The organism is Pseudomonas sputi, from assembly GCF_021603585.1.
Classification (GTDB): domain Bacteria; phylum Pseudomonadota; class Gammaproteobacteria; order Pseudomonadales; family Pseudomonadaceae; genus Aquipseudomonas; species Aquipseudomonas sputi.
Genome location: NZ_BQHI01000026.1, coordinates 22,989 through 43,907 on the forward strand (window position 1 = coordinate 22,989; position 20,919 = coordinate 43,907).

Here is a 20,919-nt window from a genome sequence, read left to right on the forward strand (position 1 = left end):
CATATACGTTCGATTATGTGACAGTTTGCATCGGGAAGCTCTGCACGTCAAAATTTGTCACTTAACCCGTCATTCTGTCTAAGGCATGCAAAGGGTAGGCTAGGCTCATAATGTGACAGAAATTCCGGGGGGATGCCTTCCTTCGCGAAGGTGGCGCGCAACTGTTCCAAGGAAGCGGGGTCGCGCCGACCATAGGAAGCCAACGCGAACAGCGAGCGTGCCGTCTCGGGGTTGTGTCGTGCTTCAATGATGGCCTCATCAATGGCCTGGATTGCACGCTGCCAGTGATCGACGGGTTCGGGCTTCGGCGCTTTCGCCGGCAGGCCACTGGTGAACCCGGTTTGGGGCTCGGACCAGAATAGCTTTGCGTGCTCGCCTGGCGGGCTTATATCCCTCACCTCAATCAAGCTGATTGCCGTTGCCGCCGCCTCCAGCATCTGCAACCGTACTGCCGGGTTCAGGGTTTCATACGGTCGCCACAGACTTTGCCCAGCACGCAGCGGATGCCCGCAGCATTCCCAGATTTGGCGGAGATACCCCGCGTAGGTGCCGCACGTCGAAAGCGGGGTGTTCAGCTCATCGAGCAGCGTGCGTAGCAGCCTAAACCACAATCCGGCGTGGATGCGTCGGCGCGGCAACTCCACGTGGCCGGTCGTCAGTGCCTGCCAGGTACGCTGGTCCATCGCCGCAATCGCGTCGCTGGCAGTGCGCGGTTCGGCGTCGGCGTTCTCCCAGCCGAGAAACCGCCCTGGCACGCCCCAATAGGATTCCAGCCAGCAGCCATGCAGTGGGCAGCTCAGCATCAGGGGCAGCTTCCACGCGAGCAGTACGGCTTGGTTCTCCGGATCGTTCAGACAGAGCGGGCAGGCGCGATGTATCGGCTGGCTGGGCAGCCAGGCACGCCAGCTCGTGATGGATCGCGTCCTACGGCGGAGTTTCGGCAGCAGCACCGAGAGCTGGAACGCATAGGTTTCCAATGCATCTGGAATCTGATCATCAAGGCTGTCCAGTAGCCAAGGCACCCAGCCGGCGAAACTCATGCAACGCAGCCGGTCCGGCTCGATGCCGCTCCGCTGGGAGAGCATCGCCAGCAGCGCCAGTGGTGGCGCGGTGTCCAGGTCATCAACCTGGCCGTGACCAAGATCGTGCTCCAGCAGCTCGGACACCTCCATGTGATAGCAAAGGGCCACGCGGTTGAGCCACGAAGACAAGGCTTCGCCTTCCCTGGGAGCCGGATGCAGTGGCCAGTGTGGCGCTGGCTTCACATCAGTTCCCGCTCGAATTGCCGCCGCCGCTCGCTGGGACCGGTGTAATCGGCCATGCTGAGCGTGCGATGGTTGATCGCTTCCTCACCGCTCTCCACGGCAGCGACGGCCGCCGCCATCAACAGGTGCGCCAGCTCGCCGATGGTGCCCTCGCTGCGCGTGAGCAGGTAGCGGGCCATATCCAGCGTGGCAATCGACGAGGGTCGCCGCAGCGGGAGCGAAGCCGCGAAGCTGGCCAGCAGTGAGCAGCAATCGTCGTTGGCCTCCCACACCGGCAGCATCATCGGCTCGAAGCGGTTTTCCAACTGGTCGTCCGAGCGGATCGCCAAGTAGGCATCGCGTGTGCCGACCCCGACCAGCGGGATGCGCAGCTCGTTGCCGAGGAAACGCAGCAGGTTGAGGAATTCCCGGCGGTTGACGCTGTTGCCGGCCAGGACGTTGTGCAATTCGTCGATCACCAGCATGCGCACGCCGACCTTGCGTAGCAGTGCCAGCGCCAATTGCTCCATTTCCGGCAGCCGTGGGCGCGGGCGCAATGGCGCGCCCATCGCGGCAAGTAGCGCGACGTAGAAGCGGATTACCGACGGTTCGGATGGCATCTGCACGACCAGTACCGGAATGTGCTCCTGGTCGGCGTCGGAGCTGGCCGGGTGGGTGCGGCGGAATTTCTCGACGATCATCGACTTGCCGTTGTTGGTTGGACCGACCAACAGCAGGTTGGGCATGCGTTGTTTGTTCGGCCACGCATACAGGGCTTCCAGCCGATTCAGCGCCTCGACTGCTCGCGGATAGCCGATCCAGCGGTCAGCGCGAAGGCGATGGATGCGTTCGTCCGCCGGAAGACGGGCCAAGCCCTGGGCCACCGGCATCAGGTGGGACAAGTCGATGATGGGATATTCTTCCACGGCTACCACTCCTCAATCTGGTCGAACGGTTTGGCAGGTGGCTGGTTGTCTGCCTGCGGGTCAGCCATGTCCGCGTCCGGTGGTGGCGTGGTTTTGAAAAGAACTGCCGTTGCCTTGAGATGCTGGCGTCGATCCGCGTCGCGCCGCGCCTTGCGCGTAGCTTTCTGCGCGGTGGACACGATTTCGCGCATCTGGCCGATCATGCGAAACAGCGCCGACTCATCCACCTGTTCGCGCCCTTGCTGCCGCAATTTCGCCAGCGCCTGTCGTTGTTCCCAGAGGGTGACAGCCGGGTGCGACAAGGTGCGGTATGGAATTTCCAGATAGTGCTGCCCCTCCGGCTCCAGCACCCAAATGCGGCTGATGTCGCGCGGGTCGCGCCGGATCAGGAACGCAGGCAAGCGGTCGCGCCGAGCTATCCACGGCTTGAGCGCATCGGCGTAGTAATGGATGTGGTCGATGACGAAGCCGGTGCGGGTCAGCGTGCGGCGGATGATGGGCAGAAAATCGACCAGAAAAGCCGTGGTGCGAGTGATGACGGTTGGCACGCCGGTCCGCGCGATAGCTTCGGCCCAGCGCGCTGCCGGCGGCTGGAGCAGGCCGTTGTGCACGGAGCCGTGGTAGGTGCCGACCGCCAATGTGAGCCAGCGCTCCAGCTCACGCAGCGTCAGGGCGGCCTTGTTTTCGGAATCGTAGTCGCCGCGCTGGTCAGGGTTGGAGAAGGTCGTCCCTGGCAATTCGTGGATCATCTGCATCGCCGTGCCGATGATCCGTTCCACGATGCCGCCGTAGTGCGGCTGCCCGAGCGGGCGATAGTCAAGCCGGATGCCATGCTGCTCGCAGCCTCGGCGTAGCGCTTCGCTCTTGAACTCGGCCGCGTTGTCCAGGTAGAGCAGCCTGGGCTTGCCGCTCATCGGCCACTCCATTTCTATGTTCAGACCCTCCAGCCAGGGACGCTTGTCGCAGGCGACATGCACAAGGCACAGGCCGACCGAAACAGATGACGGCGCTTCCAGCGTGACGACCATGCCGAGCACGCAGCGGGTAAACACGTCGATGGCGATGGTCAGATACGGACGGCCAATCGGTTGCCGGTCGCGCTCGTCCACCACGATCAGGTCGATGACCGTGTGATCAATCTGCACTTGTTCCAGTGGCGCGGTCACGGCGGGAGGCTCACCACCGACACCTTGCAGGCTGCGGGACGCATCCTGACCTTCCCGGCGGCGAGTGGCCTTGAGCGGATCGAGGCCGGCGATCCGCAGAGCCACGGTGTTGCGCGCCGGCGCCCGCAGCTTTTGCGCTTTGCAAGCCTGCGCGACCTCGCGGTGGAACGCTGCCAGGCTACGCTTCTGCTTGGTCAGGAAGCGCTTTTGCAGCAACTCGCGGATGATGCGCTCAACTGATTCCGGCAAGCGTCCCTTGCCTTTTCCGCCGCCGGATCGGCTGCGAGCCAGGTCCGTCACAAGCCCAGCACCTTGCCGGGCACGGCGGATTAGGACATACACCTGCCGCCTGGACAGGCCAAGCGCGTGAGCAGCGGCATCGGCGGCTTCATGCCCGACCACATCAAGCGCTGCCAGCGGCCCGATGATTTCCGCCCGTTGCCGGGCCTGCGCCCAAGCCGCATCGGGCAGGGTGGCCACGCCTTGCTCGGCAATCAATGATGTGTCTGACGCCATGCTCACACCTCGCTTTGGTGCACACGAGTATTGAGCATAGTCGAGATTGGTGCAGATGACTTCTGATATTGCGTTGTCAGGAGTCGCCTGCACATCTGGCGTTACGCCCCGTCAATTGGTGCAGTCGTCTTCTGAAAATGACAGATTCTGTATTCACCGACATAAGGTCAATAGGGTGTACCTAATTGAATACAATGATCAGGATTGGCGAAGCTTGAGAATTCCAGCGGTGATTGCTGATGCATTCACATCGAGAGTCTGCAATGCAGTGACTGCGTTCTCATGCACGTCACTGGAACCATTGGCCCTAACCCACAGGGCTACTTCTTCAATCGCTGCTGCAAGTGCGTGCTGGTTGTGCAGCAGGAGGGTTAGTACGTCCGCTGTGGCTATATGGGCTTCTGTGTTGTCTGGCACGGCTCATTTCCTTGAGTTTGTGTGTAGAAGCCGTCAGAGCCCTTGTAGTAGCTCTGACAGGGTCATTCCCAACCCATCAGCAAGCACCTTGGCCGCATCTAGGCTGGGGTTGGCTGTGCCCGTCTCAATTCGTGACATGTACGTACGAACGAGCCCGCACCTATCAGCGAAAGCCTCCTGACTGAAGCCCTGACTGGTGCGTAGTTCTCGGATTCGTTGGCCGAAGCCCTTTCTCAGATTTTGATTTGGCTGCATGCCCGAATGATGGTGGGACGTGCTCCAATCGTGAACACACCAACTGGTGACACACTAACTGATACATTGGTATGCTCAATGCTCACCCAGCTTGCACCTGACAGGGACGCCCCATGAACGAAAAACTGTTTGTTCTGACCACCCAGAAGAAGAAAACCAATCACATCCTGCACGTGATCATGACAGTGCTGACTGGAGGTCTTTGGTTGATCGTGTGGGGCATCACCATGCGAAGCAACGACGCCCACAACAAAAGGATCGATAAGCAAATCAATCAAATCATGCACTACAAGACGCAAGGCTTGAGTGATAACGAGACTTACAAGCAGATCAAGAATGACCAATTGAACTCTGACGTGCTTCAAGGGCGAGTAATTTTCGTGATTTTGGTGGTAGCGTTTTTGTTTTTCTACTTCAGATAGTCGCTCCAGACGGCAGCAACAAATGCTTGTTAAGCACAGACCACCGATTGACTCCCTGTTTACCAAACAATTTAGAGAGATCGTGTGGTTTCTGTTTCTCGATAGCAGTTGCAATCTGATCAAGTTTCTCGGTAGACAATTTCTTTCCCAGAACATTCATGACCGTAGGAAAGACCTTATTCGCCATATTTCGAAGGTCTTCGACTTTCTCGGTTGTGAAGATGGTCAGGTAGGCTTGTAACGGCCTCCCCCCTTTTTTCAACATTTGAACCCTGATGAGAAAGGGTTGATCAGGACACCGCCTACGGAGTGTCTGTTTGAATTTCACCATGTGATCAAGCAACGCATGACTTTGTTCTGGGTCATCATAGAAGATGGAATGTTGATATGACCATTGGTAGGAACGGAGTACAGCCAAGTACTTTCTCTTGGTCTTGTCTTCACTGGATTCACTCATCCCTCTATACCTCCTCACTGATGAACATACTTGGAGTTCCCCTCCTATACTTGCTGATTGATTGAACAGCAAATCCGGCTGACCATTAGACACCGGAGACAGCGCCAGCGTTGGCTTATACCGAGGCCGAAGGGAACCATTCTGAGGCTTAATTTTGTGAAAATTATGCATTAGTAGTGCGGGAAACTCAAAAACCGTTTCGCAATCAGGCCTCTGTCAAGCGTTCGTCCATAAAACCGGGGGCTTTCGCGCTTCGGTACTCTCCGTCATCGATAAAAACCACATGTTTTATAGCGGTTAAATCAGGTTTTTTTTGGGTTTGTGCCAAACCAAACAATTACGCAGATGGGAGGCGCCAGTGAAATTCACCGACGCAACCAACAAACTCTATAGCCCTATTTGCTGCTCAATGTAAGTCTGAAGAACACCGGTAGCCACATCTCCAATCTTCCCCCCTATCGAAAAGAGAAAACCCTTCAGCTTTTGTTTCGCCGAAATCCTATCTTCAGATTTAGCACTTTCATCCGCCAACTCATGCACGGCCGACGCGAGAGCAGCCTTGTTAGCTGCCCCATATTGCTCAATAAGTTCAAGCAACTGTTTTCCATCTACCCCCAAGTGCTGATTTCCATGTATTTGCTGAGCGACCACTCCGTTAATTTTCTCGATGATCTGGGAATTGATATTGAATGTTAGGTTATTATTAATTTCAGGCAGAGGATGTCGATCAATTGTCAATGACGACAGTACACCACTTGCAGCAGGTATACTACTTTCTACCAAACGGTTAATTACACTCCAGTCCTGCTCTGTTCTTACGTACTCAGCAAGCTCAGCCTCCAAGCCGTGTCTTATAGCGAGAAGCTTTCTTTCACGTTCTTGTTTTATATCAACATGAAGTCTTCTCGCCTCCTTGCTGTACCTTTCAACCAAATCGAACACTTCAATTTTATTAAGATGAGAAGAGGCCAACAAAAACTGTGCATCGTGGGGGTTTGTGACGCACATCTCCATAAACGTCGAAAATTCATTGAACTTTTGAGGCAACGAGTTCGACTCTAAGCTTTCGCCACCGAAAAATTCATACACAACTCCCTGATTTGTTCGGTATTGATCATGCCGGACATTCAAACCAGAAACTTTCTGCAAATACTCGCGAAACAACTGTAGTAGCTTCTCCGCTTCATTTGCCCACATTCGCTCAGAAGGAACATAAATTCTAAAAATTAAGTTGCTTTCATTTTTTTCGACGAACGACGATGCAACCACAACAAGTTCTACGTTTTTCCTATAAGGAACAACTATCATTCCATATTCAGAAAACAATTCAACAACTTCATCCACTATCTCAGTCGAAGGAGAGACAAACATCTCACTATAGTCGGAAAGTTCATACTCATAGTCATCGACTAGGTCGGGGTCAAAATCATAAGATTGATGAACATGCTCGGAGGTCGACTTTTCCCGATCTCCAATCAATATAGATTCATGAGCCATAAGCAGGTTTGGCTTTCCAGAAATCAACTCTAGTAGCTCCCTCCTTACCTCACTATATTGAGGCCTGCAAAGAACGTGAAATGTTGCACTCGTCAGCTTCGCGACCACACAAGACACATCATACTCATGAAAAATAGAAATTATCGTCTTCCAGTTATCGGGGCGAGATTCTAGCATTTTTCTTTTATATGGTGTCCCGACAGTCTTCAGCTTTGCAGTTACCCCTTCATAATCTGCATTACCTATAAAGAGCACAATTTTTTGCTTTATCGAACTTCCTTGATCCACACCCATCCGCCACCCCTCAACTGTACTTCATATGTAATTCTGACTATCCCGCCAGAGCAACTAAACTGTCACTTCTTAAGTATTAACGCCGTTACGGAAGTGACCACGTGAGTAACGGAGATTAACTCGAGTTGGGCGAAGCAAACAACTGCCCCACGAATTATTGAAACTTGAATGATTTTCGATTTGTTTGTTTTGTATCTATATACAACCTGCTGTTCAGCGGGCCACCGGGGACGGGCAAGACGTTGCTGGCGAGTCGATTACCGGGGTTGCTGCCACCGCTGGCCGAGAGTGAAGCGCTGGAAGTGGCAGCGATTCAATCCGTCGCCAGTGGAGCGCCGCTGACTCACTGGCCGCAACGCCCGTTCCGCCAACCCCATCACTCGGCCTCCGGGCCGGCATTGGTCGGTGGCAGCTCAAAACCGCAACCCGGCGAAATCACCCTCGCTCATCACGGCGTGCTGTTTCTCGATGAGCTGCCCGAGTTTGATCGCAAGGTGCTCGAGGTTCTGCGCGAACCGCTGGAGTCGGGCTGCATCGTGATCGCACGGGCCAAAGAGCGCGTGCGGTTTCCCGCACGATTCCAGTTGGTAGCGGCGATGAATCCCTGTCCCTGTGGATATCTTGGCGAACCGAGCGGCAAGTGCTCATGCACGCCGGACATGGTGCAGCGCTATCGCAACAAACTGTCGGGGCCGTTGCTGGACCGGATCGATTTGCACCTGACGGTGGCGCGGGAGGCGACAGCGCTGAACCCGGCGGTGAAACCGGGTGAGGACAGCGCCAGCGCGGCCACGCGGGTCGCCGAAGCCCGCGAGCGTCAGCAAAAACGCCAGGGCTGCGCCAATGCGTTTCTCGATTTGCCGGGGCTGAAGAAGCACTGCAAGTTATCCACAGCCGATGAAACCTGGCTGGAGACCGCGTGCGAAAGATTGACCTTGTCGCTGCGCTCGGCGCACCGGCTGCTCAAGGTCGCGCGGACGTTGGCGGATCTCGAAAAGTGCGCAGATATCCGTCGCGAGCATCTGGCCGAAGCGTTGCAGTATCGGCCGACGACTCAGTGAATGCCGAGATTGTGGCGAGCCCAAACACGAGCAGGCTCGCTCACAGGTCCAACGCAAATCCTGTGGGGGGCGAGCCCGCTCGCGATAACTGTTTCGAAGGCGGCTTAACGGAAACGGTCGACCTCTTGGCGCAGGTCGGCTGCCAGGCCTTCCAGTTCCTTGGCGGTGATGGCCAGGTTCGACACCACTTCGCGCTGCTCGCTGTTGGCCATCGCGATGCTCTGCAGATTGCTGCTCAACAGCGTCGCGGTGCTGCTCTGTTCCTGGGTCGCGGTGGTGATCGCCGCAAACTGTTGTCCGGCCGAACGGCTCTGCTCATCGATCCGCGCCAGCGCCGAGGCGACATTGGCGTTACGCGACAGGCCTTCCTGCATCAGCAGGTTGCCTTGCTCCATGTTGCTGATGGCGTTGCCGGTTTCCTGCTGAATGCTGTGAATCATGCTGGAAATTTCATCCGTCGCCTGACGGGTACGCGAGGCCAGGCTGCGCACCTCGTCGGCCACCACGGCAAAGCCGCGACCTTGTTCACCGGCACGGGCCGCTTCGATGGCCGCGTTGAGTGCCAGCAAGTTGGTCTGTTCGGCAATCGAGGTGATCACACTGACGATGCCGCCGATTTCCTGAGAGCGCTGACCGAGCGTGTTGATCACGGTCGCGGTGGTGTTCAGTGCGCCGGCAATCTGCTCCAGCGAGGAAGACGCTTCTTCCATCGACGTGCGACCGATCTGGGTCTGCTGGGCATTTTCCTGGGCCAGACGCTGGGTGTTGCCCATGTTGTCGGCAATGTTCAGCGAAGTGGCGGAGAACTCCTCTACCGCGCCGGCCATGCTGGTGATCTCGCCGGACTGCTGCTCCATGCCTTCGTAGGCACCACCGGACAGGCCGGACAGGGCTTGAGCCCGACGGTTGACCTCTTCCGAGGCGCGGCGGATGTGCTCGACCATGGTCGACAGGGCCTGGCTCATCTGGTTGAACGCGCGCGACAGCTGACCGATCTCGTCGTTGCTCGACACGCTCAGACGCACGCTCAGATCACCGGCGCCCAAGGCTTCGGCCTGACGTACCAGATCGCTCAACGGTGCCAGTTTGCTGCGCAGCAACCAGACCACGGAGCCGACCGCCAGCAACATCGCCAGCAGGCTGCCGATGGCCAGTTGGGTACCGACGCTCCAGGTCACCGCGCGGATCTCGGCCTTCGGCATGCTCGCCACCACCGACCACGGTCCACCCTCGAACGGCACGGCGATGCTGTAGAAATCTTCGGATTTGTCGCTCCAGAACCGGCCTTTACCCGGCGCCTTCGCCAAATCGTTGACCACAGGAATCGCCTGATCCAGCGCCTGCACGCCTGCCGGCGCGACCAGCCACTGATTCTTCTCGTCCAGCAGCGCCAGCGAGCCGGTCTGGCCGATGCGGAAGCGCTTGAGGTTGTCGAACTGGGCGTTTTGCGCGTCGGTGTAATCGAAGCCGACGAACAACACCGCAATCACCTTGCCGCTGCTGTCACGCACCGGGGTGTATTGGGTCATGTAGGAACGGTCGAACAGCAAGGCGCGGCCGACGTACCCTTGCCCCGCCATCAACTTCGCATAGGCTGGATGGGCGTGGTCGAGCAAGGTGCCAATGGCGCGGGTGCCATCCTGTTTGGTCAGGGAGGTGCTGACCCGCACAAAGTCTTCGCCGCTGCGCACGAACAGCGTGGCGACACCGGCCGTCATCTGTTTGAACTCGTCGACTTCCTTGAAGTTGTTGTTCAACACTTCGCTGCCCAGGTGCAGGCCCGGCGTCTGGGTGCCAGCGACATTGACCGGCTCGCTCGGGTGAATGCTCAGACCGGCGCTGAAGCGCTTCTCGAACAACCCGCTCAGGCGCTGGGTGCTTTCGCGCAGCGTGCCGTGGAAGGTGCTCAATTGGTCGGCGAGCAGACGCGCTTCACTGGCGAGGTGCTCCTCACGAGTGGCGAGGTTGGCGGTGTCCAGCGAACGCAGGGCGAACACCGTACTGCCGCTGATGACTATCGCCAGTATCACGGCGAGCGCGAGGCCCAGCTGCGAGGCGATCCGAGCGCGAGGTTGAGACATGGACAGCTCCTGGCCGAGCCTCGGGATCCTCCTTGATCCTGACTCGGAAATTTTCTAATAGTGGGGTGAATCGTGGAGACCGGCACGACGGTTCCACATGCACGTATTCGGCGGTAAAACCGAATACTTGAGCGAACAGCAGGGTTATGGCCAAAGGCCGGCATTGTGCAGGCTCGAACGATTCAGCTCAAGCGCGTGACCGCCGGCAGCGCCATGGCGCGGACTTCCCCTTGCAGGAAGTCGCTGAGGCGGCGCAAACGTTCACCTCCCGGACGGGTCTTCGGCCACACCAGATAATAATTCAGTCCGCTGGCGACCGCCGTCGGCCACGGCAGGCTCAATCGTCCTTGCGCGACATCCTCCGCCACCATCAGCAGATCGCCCATCGACACCCCATAGCCCCGAGCCGCCGCGATCATGCCCAGTTCGAGGGTATCGAACACCTGCCCGCCCTTGAGCGACACCTGATCCGACAGCCCCATGTGCTCCAGCCAACTGCGCCAGTCCCGACGATCCGGCGTCGGGTGCAGCAATTCGGCGCTGGCCAGCCGCGCCACGTCCCAGGGCTGATCGTTGAGCAGGTTCGGCGCGCCGACCGGAATCAGCTCCTCCGGAAACAGCAGGCTGGCTTCCCAGTCCGGCGGGAAATGTCCGTCACTGAGCAGCACCGCGCAATCGAAGGGCTCGTTGTTGAAGTCCACCGAATCCACGTCCATCCACGCGCTGGTCAGTTGCACCTCATTGCCTGGCTGCAGATGCCGGAAGCGACTGAGCCGCGCCAGCAACCAGCGCATGGTCAGGGTCGACGGGGCTTTCATGCGCAGGATGTCATCTTCGGCACGCAAGGTATTGCAGGCCCGCTCAAGTGCAGCGAACCCCTCGCGGATGCCTGGCAGCAGCAGCCGCGCCGACTCGGTCAATTGCAGGTTGCGCCCGCTGCGGTGGAACAACCGGCAGGCGAAATGCTCTTCGAGCGTGCGGATGTGCCGGCTCACTGCACTCTGAGTGATCGACAGTTCTTCGGCAGCCCGGGTGAACGAACTGTGGCGGGCCGCCGCTTCGAATGCGCGCAGGGCATACAAGGGGGGAAGACGACGGGACATGCACAGCGCTCCTATGGCGGGATTGCGCCAACTTAGCAGAATCGCCGCAGGATGAGTTTTAATCATGCCACCCATCCTTTTTATCCCTTTGTGCAAAGCGGTACGAGCGCCGAGAATCGACGGACTTTTCCTACAAATCGATCAACAGGCACCCACCTCATGCAACAACCTGTGCGCACCGAACTCTGGGCCATCCTGCGGCTGGCGGGGCCGTTGATTGCTTCGCAGTTGGCGCACATGCTGATGGTGCTGACCGACACCCTGATGATGGCGCGCCTCAGTCCCGAAGCGCTGGCCGGCGGCGGTCTGGGCGCGGCGAGTTATTCGTTCGTGTCGATCTTCTGCATTGGCGTGATCGCGGCGGTCGGCACCCTGGTGGCGATTCGTCAGGGCGCTGGCGACATCATCGGCGCTGCCCGGCTGACCCAGGCCGGACTGTGGCTGGCGTGGTTGATGGCGCTCGGTGCCGGGCTGCTGTTGTGGAACCTGAAACCGGTGCTGTTGCTGTTCGGCCAGACCGAAACCAACGTCAACGCCGCCGGGCAATTTCTGATCGCCCTGCCCTTCGCCCTGCCCGGCTACCTGAGCTTCATGGCCCTGCGCGGTTTCACCAGCGCTATCGGCCGGGCGACACCGGTGATGGTCATCAGTCTCGCCGGAACGGTGGCCAACTTCCTGCTCAATTACGCACTGATCACCGGCATGTTCGGCCTGCCGAAACTCGGACTGACCGGTATCGGTCTGGTCACGGCGATTGTTGCCAACTGCATGGCACTGGCACTGGCCTGGCACATTCGCCGGCATCCGGCCTATGACGCCTACCCGCTGCGCGAAGGCCTGTCGCGGCCGAACCGGCAGTACCTGAAAGAGCTCTGGCGCCTGGGCCTGCCGATTGGCGGCACCTATGCGGTGGAAGTCGGCCTGTTCGCCTTCGCGGCGCTGTGCATGGGCACCATGGGCAGCACGCAACTGGCGGCACACCAGATTGCCCTGCAAATCGTCTCGGTGGCATTCATGGTCCCGGCGGGCATGTCGTATGCGATCACCATGCGCGTCGGCCAGCATTACGGCGCCGGGCAATTGATGGATGCGCGGATGTCGGGACGGGTCGGCATTACGTTCGGCGCAGTGGCGATGCTGTGCTTTGCCATGGTGTTCTGGCTGCTGCCGAATCAGTTGGTCGGTTTGTTCCTCGACCATGACGACCCGGCGTTTGCCGAGGTGATTCGTCTGGCGGTGAGCCTGCTGGCCGTGGCGGCGTGGTTCGAGCTGTTCGACGGCACCCAGACGATTGCCATGGGCTGCATCCGTGGACTCAAGGATGCCAAGACCACGTTTCTGGTCGGGCTCGGTTGCTACTGGCTGATCGGTGCGCCGGCGGCGTGGCTGATGGCGTTCCATCTGCACTGGGGGCCGACCGGCGTCTGGTGGGGGCTGGCGCTGGGGCTGGCCTGTGCGGCGGTGAGCCTGACGCTGGCGTTCGAATGGAAGATGAAGCGGATGATTCGGCTCGAGCCGCATGCTCAAGGCTTCAAGATCGCCCAGGCCGAGTGAGTTTCCCTGTGGAGCGAGCTTGCTCCCACAGGGATTTGAGGCTAAACCACGATCCCCAGCGGCGGCTGACTGGCATCAGCCATCAGGTACTCAACCAGCTCCGCCAACGGCAACGGCTTGCTGATCAGATAGCCCTGCACCTGATCGCAGCCGAACCCACGCAGCAAATCCAGCTGCTCCCGGGTTTCCACCCCTTCGGCCACCACTTCCAGGTGCAGGTTGTGCGCGAGATTGATCATCGCGTGCACCAATTTGCGGTTCTCTTCGCGTTGCTCCATGCCGCCGACGAAGCTCTTGTCGATCTTCAGCAAAGTGATCGGCAGGCTGTTGAGGTGCACGAACGACGAGAACCCGGTGCCGAAGTCATCCAGCGAAAAACGCACGCCGAGGCGACCCAGAGCGTCCATGGTCTGCTTGACCAGGTCGCTGCGGCGCATCACGGCGGTTTCGGTGAGTTCGAATTCCAGCCACTGCGCCTCGACACCGCGCTCGGCGATCAGTCGGCTGAGCGTCGGCAACAACTGACTGTCCTGGAACTGGCGGAACGACAGGTTGATCGCCATGTGCAGCGCCGGCAGACCGCGCTCGCGCAGGGCCTGCATGTCGCGCAGGGCCCGGGAAATCACCCAGTAACCCAGCGGCACGATCAGACCGCTCTGCTCGGCCAGCGGCACGAATTCGCTCGGCGGTAGCAGGCCGCGCTCGCTGTGGCGCCAGCGCACCAGCGCTTCGAGGCCGACGATCTGGCCGTCCTGCAGGTTCAGGCGCGGCTGGTAATGCAGCTCCAGCTCGTCACGGCGCAAGGCCCGGCGCAGCTCGCTTTCGAGGTCGGCCATGCTTCGCGCGTTACGGTTGATCCGCTCGTTGAAGATGTGAAAGGTGCAGCCCTGGGTGCTCTTGGCCTGCTGCATGGCGATGTGCGCATGCCACATCAGCGGATCGGCGCCGCCCTGGGCGCGGGCATGGGCGATGCCCAGGCTGGAACCGATCAACAGGCTTTCGCCATCGACCCAATAAGGTTCGGCCAAGGCTTCGGTGATGCGTTCGGCCATCCATTCGGCCCGTTGCGGGGCGCGGCGGGTGTCGATCAGCAGGGCGAATTCGTCGCTGCCCAGGCGCGCCAGTTGATCGCCGACTTCCAGTTGGCTTTTCAGCCGTGCGACGACTTGCAGGATCAGGCGGTCGCCGGCCTGGTGGCCGAGGGCGTCATTGGCGTGGCGGAAGTTGTCGAGATCGAGGTGCCCGAGGGCCAGGCCGCGGCCATCGTTTTCGGCCAGACGGGCCGTGAGCAGGGTCTGGAAGCCCTGGCGGTTGGCGATGCCGGTCAGCGGATCCTGCTCGGCCAGGCGTTGCAGGGTGTTTTCCAGCACGCCGCGTTCGCGCACATGGCGCAGGCAACGCCGGAGCATGCCGGGATCGAGGGCATCGAATACCAGCCAGTCGCTGACGCCGTCGGGCGCGGTCGCCGGTTCGTGCTCCAGCAGCAACACCGTCGGCAGGCTGCAGCGGCCGGGCGCCGGCTGCAACGCGGGAACGGTCAACAACACCGCGTGGCGGTTGTCTTCGAACAGGCTGCTGACCGACTCCCAGTTCGGCGCGCTGATCAGCACCGCCGCACTCCCCAACGGAGCCAGACACTCGCGCAATAACGCTGTCCACGCTGGCTCTTCGGCCAGTAGCAGCAAACGCAAGGGTTCGACAGGCGTAGTCAAGCTGACTCCCTAGACTCTGCAATGATGTGGGCGGCGGGCATTATGCCGTTGCGGCAACCAATGACCAAACGACAACGGTTATCAAACCGTTATTTTGTGTCACGAATGAGAACATTAGCCGCAAAATCACCGCGCATCCTGCGTGAAAGTAACAAAACCGGCAAATTTGAATCGCGTGCTGCGTCACAAGTCGGAGAGAGCAGCACAAATCGCTGAGCCTGTTAAAATGCCGGCCCATTTCGTCAACGACTCCCGAATTTTCGTATGTCCCGACTCAATCCCCGGCAGCAAGAAGCCGTGAACTACGTCGGCGGCCCTCTATTGGTGCTCGCCGGTGCTGGCTCCGGCAAGACCAGTGTGATCACGCGCAAGATTGCGCACCTGATCCAGAACTGCGGCATCCGCGCCCAGTACATCGTCGCCATGACCTTCACCAACAAGGCCGCGCGCGAGATGAAGGAGCGGGTCGGCACCCTGCTGCGTCCAGGTGAAGGCCGCGGGCTGACGGTCTGCACCTTCCACAACCTGGGCCTGAACATCATCCGCAAGGAACATGAACGGCTGGGCTACAAACCCGGTTTCTCGATCTTCGACGAAACCGACGTCAAGTCGCTGATGACCGACATCATGCAGAAGGAATACGCAGGCGACGACGGCGTCGACGAGATCAAGAACATGATCGGCGCCTGGAAAAACGACCTGATCCTGCCAGCCCAGGCCCTGGAAAACGCCCGCAACCCCAAGGAACAGACCGCCGCCATCGTCTACACCCATTACCAGCGCACGCTCAAGGCGTTCAATGCGGTGGACTTCGACGACCTGATCCTGCTGCCGGTAAAACTCTTTGAAGAGCACGCCGACATCCTCGAAAAGTGGCAGAACAAGGTGCGTTACCTGCTGGTCGACGAATACCAGGACACCAACGCCAGCCAATACCTGCTGGTGAAAATGCTCATCGGCAAACGCAACCAGTTCACCGTGGTGGGCGACGACGACCAGTCGATCTACGCCTGGCGCGGCGCGCGGCCGGAAAACCTGATGTTGCTCAAGGACGACTATCCGTCCCTGAAAGTGGTGATGCTGGAGCAGAACTACCGCTCCACCAGCCGCATCCTGCGCTGCGCCAACGTGCTGATCTCGAACAACCCCCACGAATTCGAAAAGCAGCTATGGAGTGAGATGGGCCACGGCGACGAGATCCGCGTGATCCGCTGCCGCAACGAAGACGCCGAAGCCGAGCGCGTGGCCATGGAAATCCTCAGCCTGCACTTGCGCACCGACCGCCCGTACAGCGATTTCGCAATCCTCTATCGCGGCAACTACCAGGCCAAGCTGATCGAGCTGAAACTGCAGCACCATCAGGTGCCGTACCGCCTGAGCGGCGGCAACAGCTTCTTCGGCCGTCAGGAAGTGAAAGACCTGATGGCCTACTTCCGCCTGATCGTGAACCCGGACGACGACAACGCCTTCCTGCGGGTGATCAACGTGCCGCGCCGCGAGATCGGCTCGACGACCCTGGAAAAACTCGGCAACTACGCCACCGAACGCAAGATTTCGATGTACGCCGCCACCGACGAACTCGGCCTGGGCGAACATCTGGACAGCCGCTTCACCGATCGCCTGTCGCGCTTCAAGCGCTTTATGGACAAGGTGCGCGAGCAGTGCGCCGGCGAAGACCCGATCTCCGCCCTGCGCAGCATGGTCATGGACATCGACTACGAGAACTGGCTGCGCACCAACAGCTCCAGCGACAAGGCTGCGGACTACCGGATGAGCAACGTCTGGTTCCTGATCGAAGCCTTGAAGAACACTCTGGAAAAAGACGAAGACGGCGAAATGACCGTCGAGGACGCCATCGGCAAACTGGTCCTGCGTGACATGCTGGAACGTCAGCAGGAAGAGGAAGAAGGCGCCGAAGGCGTGCAGATGATGACCCTGCATGCGTCCAAGGGCCTGGAATTCCCTTACGTGTTCATCATGGGCATGGAAGAGGAAATCCTCCCGCACCGCTCCAGCATCGAAGCCGACACCATCGAAGAAGAACGCCGCCTGGCCTACGTGGGCATCACCCGCGCGCGCCAGACCCTGGCGTTTACCTTCGCCGCCAAGCGCAAACAGTACGGCGAGATCATCGACTGCGCGCCAAGCCGCTTCCTCGATGAGCTGCCGCCGGACGATCTGGCCTGGGAAGGCAACGACGACACACCGACCGAAGTCAAAGCCGTGCGGGGCAATAGCGCACTGGCCGATATACGCGCGATGTTAAAGCGCTAGAATTGACCACTTTTTTAAAACCTTAGGGCGCACAAGGCGCCAACAGAGGACAGCTTCATGGAAGCCCTGCACCAGAAAATCCGCGAACAAGGCATTGTGCTTTCCGACCAGGTCCTGAAGGTCGACGCCTTCCTGAACCACCAGATCGACCCGGCCCTGATGAAGCTGATCGGCGACGAATTCGCCACGCTGTTCAAGGATTCGGGCATCACCAAGATCGTCACCATCGAAGCCTCGGGCATCGCTCCGGCGATCATGACCGGTCTGAACCTCGGTGTACCGGTGATCTTCGCCCGCAAGCAACAGTCCCTGACCCTGACTGAAAACCTGCTGTCGGCGACCGTTTACTCGTTCACCAAAAAGACCGAAAGCACCGTGGCCATCTCCCCGCGTCACCTGACCAGCAGCGACCGCGTGCTGATCATCGACGACTTCCTGGCCAACGGTAAGGCATCCCAGGCGCTGATCTCGATCATCAAGCAGGCCGGCGCCACTGTCGCAGGCCTGGGCATCGTGATCGAGAAGTCGTTCCAGGGCGGCCGTGCGGAGCTGGATTCCCAGGGTTACCGCGTCGAGTCGCTGGCTCGCGTGAAGTCGCTGAAGGATGGCGTGGTGACTTTCATCGAGTAACCCGCAACACCGCAGGACTTATGTGGGAGCCCGTTTGCTGGCTCCCACCGTTGTTTTGGGGTGGACAGTTATGGCGCGCTGGCCTTCAGACCAGTGAGCAACAACCGCTGAAACAGGTCTTCTTTCAGACCTTCCGGGCTGGTGAGCTGCATGCGCGCCAGATGTTCCGGATACAGCGAAGCCTGAGGCGCGTCCAGCGCGGCCTTGCCCAACTCCAGAATCTCGGTCAGCTTGAACTTGCTCTTGAGCCAGTTCAGCGCCCGCAACAAATCCTTTTCGACCTCCGTGAAATCGCAGCCCAGCGGATACTCCGGAAACAGGTTCGGATGCCGTGCGGCAATCGCCTGCAAGCGTTGTGGGGTGTTGTCGGTAAAGCGCGGATCGAGACGGAAATCCTTTGGCAGCTTGCCGACCTTCTGCGCCTGTTCGATCAGGCCTTGCTGGAAGCGCGAGTCGCTGATGTTCAACAGCGCCTCGATCACCACCGCATCCGACTTGCCGCGCAAATCGGCGATGCCGTACTCGGTGACCACGATGTCGCGCAGGTGCCGTGGAATCGTGCAGTGGCCGTACTCCCAGACAATGTTCGAACTGACATCGCCGCCGGACTCGCGCCAGCTGCGCAGCAGCAGAATCGAGCGCGCATCGTGCAGCGCATGGCCCTGGGCAACGAAGTTGTACTGGCCGCCGACGCCACTGAGCACCCGCCCGTCTTCCAGCTGGTCCGCCACCCCCGCGCCCAACAGGGTCATGGTGAACACCGTGTTGATGAACCGCGCATCCAGACGTTGCAGGCGCTTGAGCTCTTCCTGACCGTACAGCTCGTTGATGTAGCTGATGCGGGTCATGTTGAATTCGAGGCGTTTGCTCAGCGGCAATTCACGCAAGCGTTCATAGAAACTGCGCGGTCCGAGGAAGAAACCGCCATGGATCGAGATGCCATCGGTTTGCGCCGTCTCGTCGAGGGTCCCGGCGTTAGCCTGCTGCTGGGTCTGCACATCCGGGTAGACCTTGCGCCGGATGATCCCGGCTTCGGCCAGCACCAGCAGGCCGTTGACGAACATTTCGCTGCAACCGTACAGGCCCTTGGCGAACGGTTCGATACCACCCTCGCGTTCGATCAACTGCGCCCATTGGCTGAGGTTCACATCGGCCAGCAAGTCCTGGTATTCGGCATTGTCGGCCTGACGCGCCAGCAACGCAGCGGTCAGCGCATCGCCCATCGAACCGATGCCGATCTGCAAAGTCCCGCCGTCGCGCACCAGCGTACTGGCGTGCAAACCAATGAAGTGATCCTGAAAACCCACGGGCATGTTCGGCGTGGAGAACAGCGTGCTGCTGTCCTTCTCGTCAATCAGCAGGTCAAAGGTATCGATGTCGACTTCGGCATCGCCCGGCATGTACGGCAGCTCGGTGTGCACCTGCCCGACCAGCAGGATCGTTTCCCCCGCCGCCCGGCGTTTGGCGATCATCGGGAACAGATCGAGGGTGATGTCCGGGTTGCAGCTCAGGCTCAGGCAATCGGGATGTTCGCTGCTGCTGGCGAGCAACTGCGCCACCAGATTCAGCCCGGCGGCGTTGATGTCGCGGGCGGCGTGGCTGTAGTTGCTGCTGACGTAGTCCTGCTGGGCCGGTGCACAGTTGAGCAAACTGCCGGGTTGCATGAAGAATTGCTCGATGCGGATGTTGGCCGGCAGGCTGTCGCGGTGCAGGTCGGCGAGGAATTCCAGCTCCGGGTAATCGCCAAATACCCGCTCGACGAAAGGTTCGATGAAGCGTTTCTGCAAACCGTCGCCCAAGGCAGGACGGCCAAGGCACAGGGCGGTGTAGATCGTCAGCTGACGTTCGGGCAATCCGGCCACCCGCCGGTACAGCGCGTTGACGAAGGGGTTGGGTTTGCCCAGCCCCAACGGCAGGCCCATGTGGATGTGCGCCGGCAACCGCGCCAGCACATCGTCCACCGCCTGTTCGATCGAACACAACTGCACCATCTGAAGCCTCCTGCCCGTTCCGTGAATAGAGGTACGACCGAGATTGCCGGTTGTTTGCTGCAAAGAACAGCCTCAGGCCTGAATCGCGGACACAAAAAAACCGTCCGGAGACGGTTTTTTTCGTCAGAAGCGCGGCTTATTTCAGGCCGGACATCTTCTGGATGGCGCCCTTGAGCTCTTCATCGGTGCAGTCGGCGCAGGTGCCTTTTGGCGGCATGGCGTTGATGCCGGTGATGGCCTTGGCCAGGATGCCGTCGAGGCCGCCCTGGTGATCGGCGCGCTCTTTCCAGGCCGCGGTGTCACCGATTTTCGGTGCGCCCAACAGGCCGGAGCCGTGGCAAGCGTTGCAATGCTTGGCAATCACTTCGTCCGGCGTCTTGGCGCCGCCACCGCCGCCTGCCGAAGCAGCGACTTCCATCCCCTTGCACTCTTGCCCTTGAACACACACCTGGCCGACCGGCTCGAGGCGTTTGGCAATGTCGTCATTCGTCGCAGCTTGAGCGCTGACAGCCCAGAGGGCCAGTACGGTTGCTGGTGCAGCCAGCATTTTCATAATTAGATTCACGCGTTCACCCTCAATGGTGGCTATTCACGCCTGCGGCCACGGTTCGCAGGCGGGCGCAAGTATAGCGGTTAGCCCGCTTCACTGAAACAACCCCAAAGTCGAAGGGGTTATATCGCGCTGTGGAAAAACGTTTCGGGCGCCTTCGCCGTATGGCCTGGCGCCTCTTGGTTTAAAAATTCGCCGGCGTGGCTGCGCTGATTAGTCGCGCCGGTGCATCGAACGGATTGCGGAAACGATGCGGCTTGGTACTTTCAAAGTAGTAGCTGTCGCCGGCTTCGAGGATAAAAGTTTCAAGACCCACCACCAGTTCCAGGCGCCCTTCCACCAGAATCCCGGTTTCTTCGCCTTCGTGGGTGAGCATTTCTTCGCCGGTGTCGGCGCCCGGCGGGTAGATTTCATTGAGGAACGCGATGGCCCGACTCGGGTGCGCGCGGCCGACCAGTTTCATGGTCACGGCGCCGTCGGAAATGTCGATCAGCTCGTTGGCCTTGTAGACGATCTGGGTCGGTTTTTCCTGCAGGATCTCTTCGGAAAAGAACTCGACCATGGACATGGGAATCCCGCCCAGAACCTTCCTCAGCGAACTGATCGAAGGGCTGACGCTGTTCTTTTCGATCATCGAAATGGTGCTGTTGGTGACGCCCGCGCGCTTGGCGAGTTCACGCTGGGAAAGCCCTTTGAGCTTGCGGATCGATTGCAGTCGTTCACCGACGTCCAAGGCTGGAGCCTCCAGATGTTGTAGAAATATTGAGCG

17 protein-coding genes and 1 pseudogene are annotated in these 20,919 nt (G+C 59.5%); 5 read left to right on the forward strand and 13 right to left on the reverse strand.

Annotation, left to right across the window (positions count from 1 at the left end; translation table 11 throughout):
* Positions 1 to 47 precede the first annotated feature (47 nt).
* The 5 genes from L6D81_RS24555 to L6D81_RS24575 all read right to left on the reverse strand — a co-directional run bounded on the left by L6D81_RS24555 (position 48) and on the right by L6D81_RS24575 (position 4,524).
* Positions 48 to 1,241 carry a TniQ family protein gene (locus tag L6D81_RS24555; RefSeq protein ID WP_156867124.1) on the reverse strand — a complete coding sequence of 398 codons (1,194 nt, stop codon included), beginning with the start codon at positions 1,239 to 1,241 and terminating at the stop codon, positions 48 to 50.
* A 20-nt stretch (positions 1,242 to 1,261) separates the two neighbouring features.
* On the reverse strand, positions 1,262 to 2,170 hold the full coding sequence (locus L6D81_RS24560) for a TniB family NTP-binding protein (protein ID WP_000393453.1): 909 nt from the start codon (positions 2,168 to 2,170) through the stop codon (positions 1,262 to 1,264).
* A 2-nt stretch (positions 2,171 to 2,172) separates the two neighbouring features.
* A complete protein-coding gene (locus tag L6D81_RS24565; protein WP_236182275.1) occupies positions 2,173 to 3,852 on the reverse strand; it encodes a Mu transposase C-terminal domain-containing protein in 1,680 nt (559 codons plus the stop codon).
* 198 nt (positions 3,853 to 4,050) lie between these two features.
* Positions 4,051 to 4,269, reverse strand: a complete 219-nt coding sequence (locus tag L6D81_RS24570) for a hypothetical protein (RefSeq protein ID WP_236182276.1) — start codon at positions 4,267 to 4,269, stop codon at positions 4,051 to 4,053.
* Positions 4,270 to 4,302: 33 nt separating this feature from the next.
* Positions 4,303 to 4,524, reverse strand: coding sequence for a helix-turn-helix domain-containing protein (locus tag L6D81_RS24575; RefSeq protein WP_236182277.1), 222 nt, complete (start codon positions 4,522 to 4,524; stop codon positions 4,303 to 4,305).
* A gap of 113 nt (positions 4,525 to 4,637) precedes the next feature.
* On the opposite strand from L6D81_RS24575, the gene L6D81_RS24580 reads away from it, so the two are divergent.
* Complete coding sequence (locus tag L6D81_RS24580; RefSeq protein ID WP_236182278.1) at positions 4,638 to 4,946, forward strand: hypothetical protein; 309 nt, start codon at positions 4,638 to 4,640, stop codon at positions 4,944 to 4,946.
* Here the strand turns inward: L6D81_RS24580 and L6D81_RS24585 are convergent.
* A complete protein-coding gene (locus L6D81_RS24585) occupies positions 4,939 to 5,403 on the reverse strand; it encodes a hypothetical protein (RefSeq protein WP_236182279.1) in 465 nt (154 codons plus the stop codon). The genes L6D81_RS24580 and L6D81_RS24585 overlap by 8 nt on opposite strands.
* Positions 5,404 to 5,790: 387 nt before the next feature.
* Complete coding sequence (locus L6D81_RS24590; protein ID WP_236182280.1) at positions 5,791 to 7,194, reverse strand: hypothetical protein; 1,404 nt, start codon at positions 7,192 to 7,194, stop codon at positions 5,791 to 5,793.
* A gap of 200 nt (positions 7,195 to 7,394) precedes the next feature.
* Here L6D81_RS24590 and L6D81_RS24595 point away from each other — a divergent pair.
* Positions 7,395 to 8,255 (forward strand): annotated as a pseudogene (locus tag L6D81_RS24595) (YifB family Mg chelatase-like AAA ATPase); the annotation flags it as partial.
* A gap of 104 nt (positions 8,256 to 8,359) precedes the next feature.
* On the opposite strand, the gene L6D81_RS24600 reads toward L6D81_RS24595, so the two are convergent.
* Both L6D81_RS24600 and L6D81_RS24605 read right to left on the reverse strand, forming a co-directional pair.
* Positions 8,360 to 10,336 carry a methyl-accepting chemotaxis protein gene (locus L6D81_RS24600; RefSeq protein WP_236182281.1) on the reverse strand — a complete coding sequence of 659 codons (1,977 nt, stop codon included), beginning with the start codon at positions 10,334 to 10,336 and terminating at the stop codon, positions 8,360 to 8,362.
* A 182-nt stretch (positions 10,337 to 10,518) separates the two neighbouring features.
* Positions 10,519 to 11,439 carry a LysR substrate-binding domain-containing protein gene (locus tag L6D81_RS24605; RefSeq protein WP_236182282.1) on the reverse strand — a complete coding sequence of 307 codons (921 nt, stop codon included), beginning with the start codon at positions 11,437 to 11,439 and terminating at the stop codon, positions 10,519 to 10,521.
* Positions 11,440 to 11,598: 159 nt separating this feature from the next.
* Here L6D81_RS24605 and L6D81_RS24610 point away from each other — a divergent pair, with 159 nt between their 5' ends.
* Positions 11,599 to 12,993 carry a NorM family multidrug efflux MATE transporter gene (locus L6D81_RS24610; RefSeq protein ID WP_236182283.1) on the forward strand — a complete coding sequence of 465 codons (1,395 nt, stop codon included), beginning with the start codon at positions 11,599 to 11,601 and terminating at the stop codon, positions 12,991 to 12,993.
* A gap of 41 nt (positions 12,994 to 13,034) precedes the next feature.
* On the opposite strand, the gene L6D81_RS24615 is transcribed toward L6D81_RS24610, so the two are convergent.
* Positions 13,035 to 14,705, reverse strand: coding sequence for a putative bifunctional diguanylate cyclase/phosphodiesterase (locus L6D81_RS24615; RefSeq protein WP_236182284.1), 1,671 nt, complete (start codon positions 14,703 to 14,705; stop codon positions 13,035 to 13,037).
* A gap of 264 nt (positions 14,706 to 14,969) precedes the next feature.
* Between L6D81_RS24615 and rep the strand changes: the two genes are divergently transcribed.
* Both rep and L6D81_RS24625 read left to right on the forward strand, forming a co-directional pair.
* Positions 14,970 to 16,979 carry a DNA helicase Rep gene (rep, locus tag L6D81_RS24620; RefSeq protein WP_011336539.1) on the forward strand — a complete coding sequence of 670 codons (2,010 nt, stop codon included), beginning with the start codon at positions 14,970 to 14,972 and terminating at the stop codon, positions 16,977 to 16,979.
* Between the two features lie 57 nt (positions 16,980 to 17,036).
* Positions 17,037 to 17,609 carry a xanthine phosphoribosyltransferase gene (locus tag L6D81_RS24625; protein WP_003229440.1) on the forward strand — a complete coding sequence of 191 codons (573 nt, stop codon included), beginning with the start codon at positions 17,037 to 17,039 and terminating at the stop codon, positions 17,607 to 17,609.
* 68 nt (positions 17,610 to 17,677) lie between these two features.
* On the opposite strand, the gene L6D81_RS24630 is transcribed toward L6D81_RS24625, so the two are convergent.
* From L6D81_RS24630 to L6D81_RS24640, 3 genes are all read right to left on the reverse strand, one after another.
* Positions 17,678 to 19,600: an acetyl-CoA hydrolase/transferase C-terminal domain-containing protein gene (locus L6D81_RS24630; RefSeq protein ID WP_236182285.1), complete on the reverse strand. Its 1,923-nt coding sequence runs from the start codon at positions 19,598 to 19,600 to the stop codon at positions 17,678 to 17,680.
* Between the two features lie 136 nt (positions 19,601 to 19,736).
* Positions 19,737 to 20,153, reverse strand: coding sequence for a c-type cytochrome (locus tag L6D81_RS24635; protein ID WP_236182307.1), 417 nt, complete (start codon positions 20,151 to 20,153; stop codon positions 19,737 to 19,739).
* A 181-nt stretch (positions 20,154 to 20,334) separates the two neighbouring features.
* Positions 20,335 to 20,883: a cupin domain-containing protein gene (locus L6D81_RS24640; protein WP_003229444.1), complete on the reverse strand. Its 549-nt coding sequence runs from the start codon at positions 20,881 to 20,883 to the stop codon at positions 20,335 to 20,337.
* Positions 20,884 to 20,919: the final 36 nt, after the last annotated feature.

What these genes read in the sequence shown, in the direction of transcription:
- L6D81_RS24565 (WP_236182275.1), bottom strand. Translation starts at nt 3,852, where the DNA reads ATGGCGTCAGACACATCATTGATTGCCGAGCAAGGCGTGGCCACCCTG.
- L6D81_RS24575 (WP_236182277.1), bottom strand. Translation starts at nt 4,524, where the DNA reads ATGCAGCCAAATCAAAATCTGAGAAAGGGCTTCGGCCAACGAATCCGA.
- L6D81_RS24580 (WP_236182278.1), top strand. Translation starts at nt 4,638, where the DNA reads ATGAACGAAAAACTGTTTGTTCTGACCACCCAGAAGAAGAAAACCAAT.
- L6D81_RS24585 (WP_236182279.1), bottom strand. Translation starts at nt 5,403, where the DNA reads ATGAGTGAATCCAGTGAAGACAAGACCAAGAGAAAGTACTTGGCTGTA.
- L6D81_RS24590 (WP_236182280.1), bottom strand. Translation starts at nt 7,194, where the DNA reads ATGGGTGTGGATCAAGGAAGTTCGATAAAGCAAAAAATTGTGCTCTTT.
- L6D81_RS24600 (WP_236182281.1), bottom strand. Translation starts at nt 10,336, where the DNA reads ATGTCTCAACCTCGCGCTCGGATCGCCTCGCAGCTGGGCCTCGCGCTC.
- L6D81_RS24605 (WP_236182282.1), bottom strand. Translation starts at nt 11,439, where the DNA reads ATGTCCCGTCGTCTTCCCCCCTTGTATGCCCTGCGCGCATTCGAAGCG.
- L6D81_RS24610 (WP_236182283.1), top strand. Translation starts at nt 11,599, where the DNA reads ATGCAACAACCTGTGCGCACCGAACTCTGGGCCATCCTGCGGCTGGCG.
- rep (WP_011336539.1), top strand. Translation starts at nt 14,970, where the DNA reads ATGTCCCGACTCAATCCCCGGCAGCAAGAAGCCGTGAACTACGTCGGC.
- L6D81_RS24625 (WP_003229440.1), top strand. Translation starts at nt 17,037, where the DNA reads ATGGAAGCCCTGCACCAGAAAATCCGCGAACAAGGCATTGTGCTTTCC.
- L6D81_RS24630 (WP_236182285.1), bottom strand. Translation starts at nt 19,600, where the DNA reads ATGGTGCAGTTGTGTTCGATCGAACAGGCGGTGGACGATGTGCTGGCG.
- L6D81_RS24635 (WP_236182307.1), bottom strand. Translation starts at nt 20,153, where the DNA reads ATGAAAATGCTGGCTGCACCAGCAACCGTACTGGCCCTCTGGGCTGTC.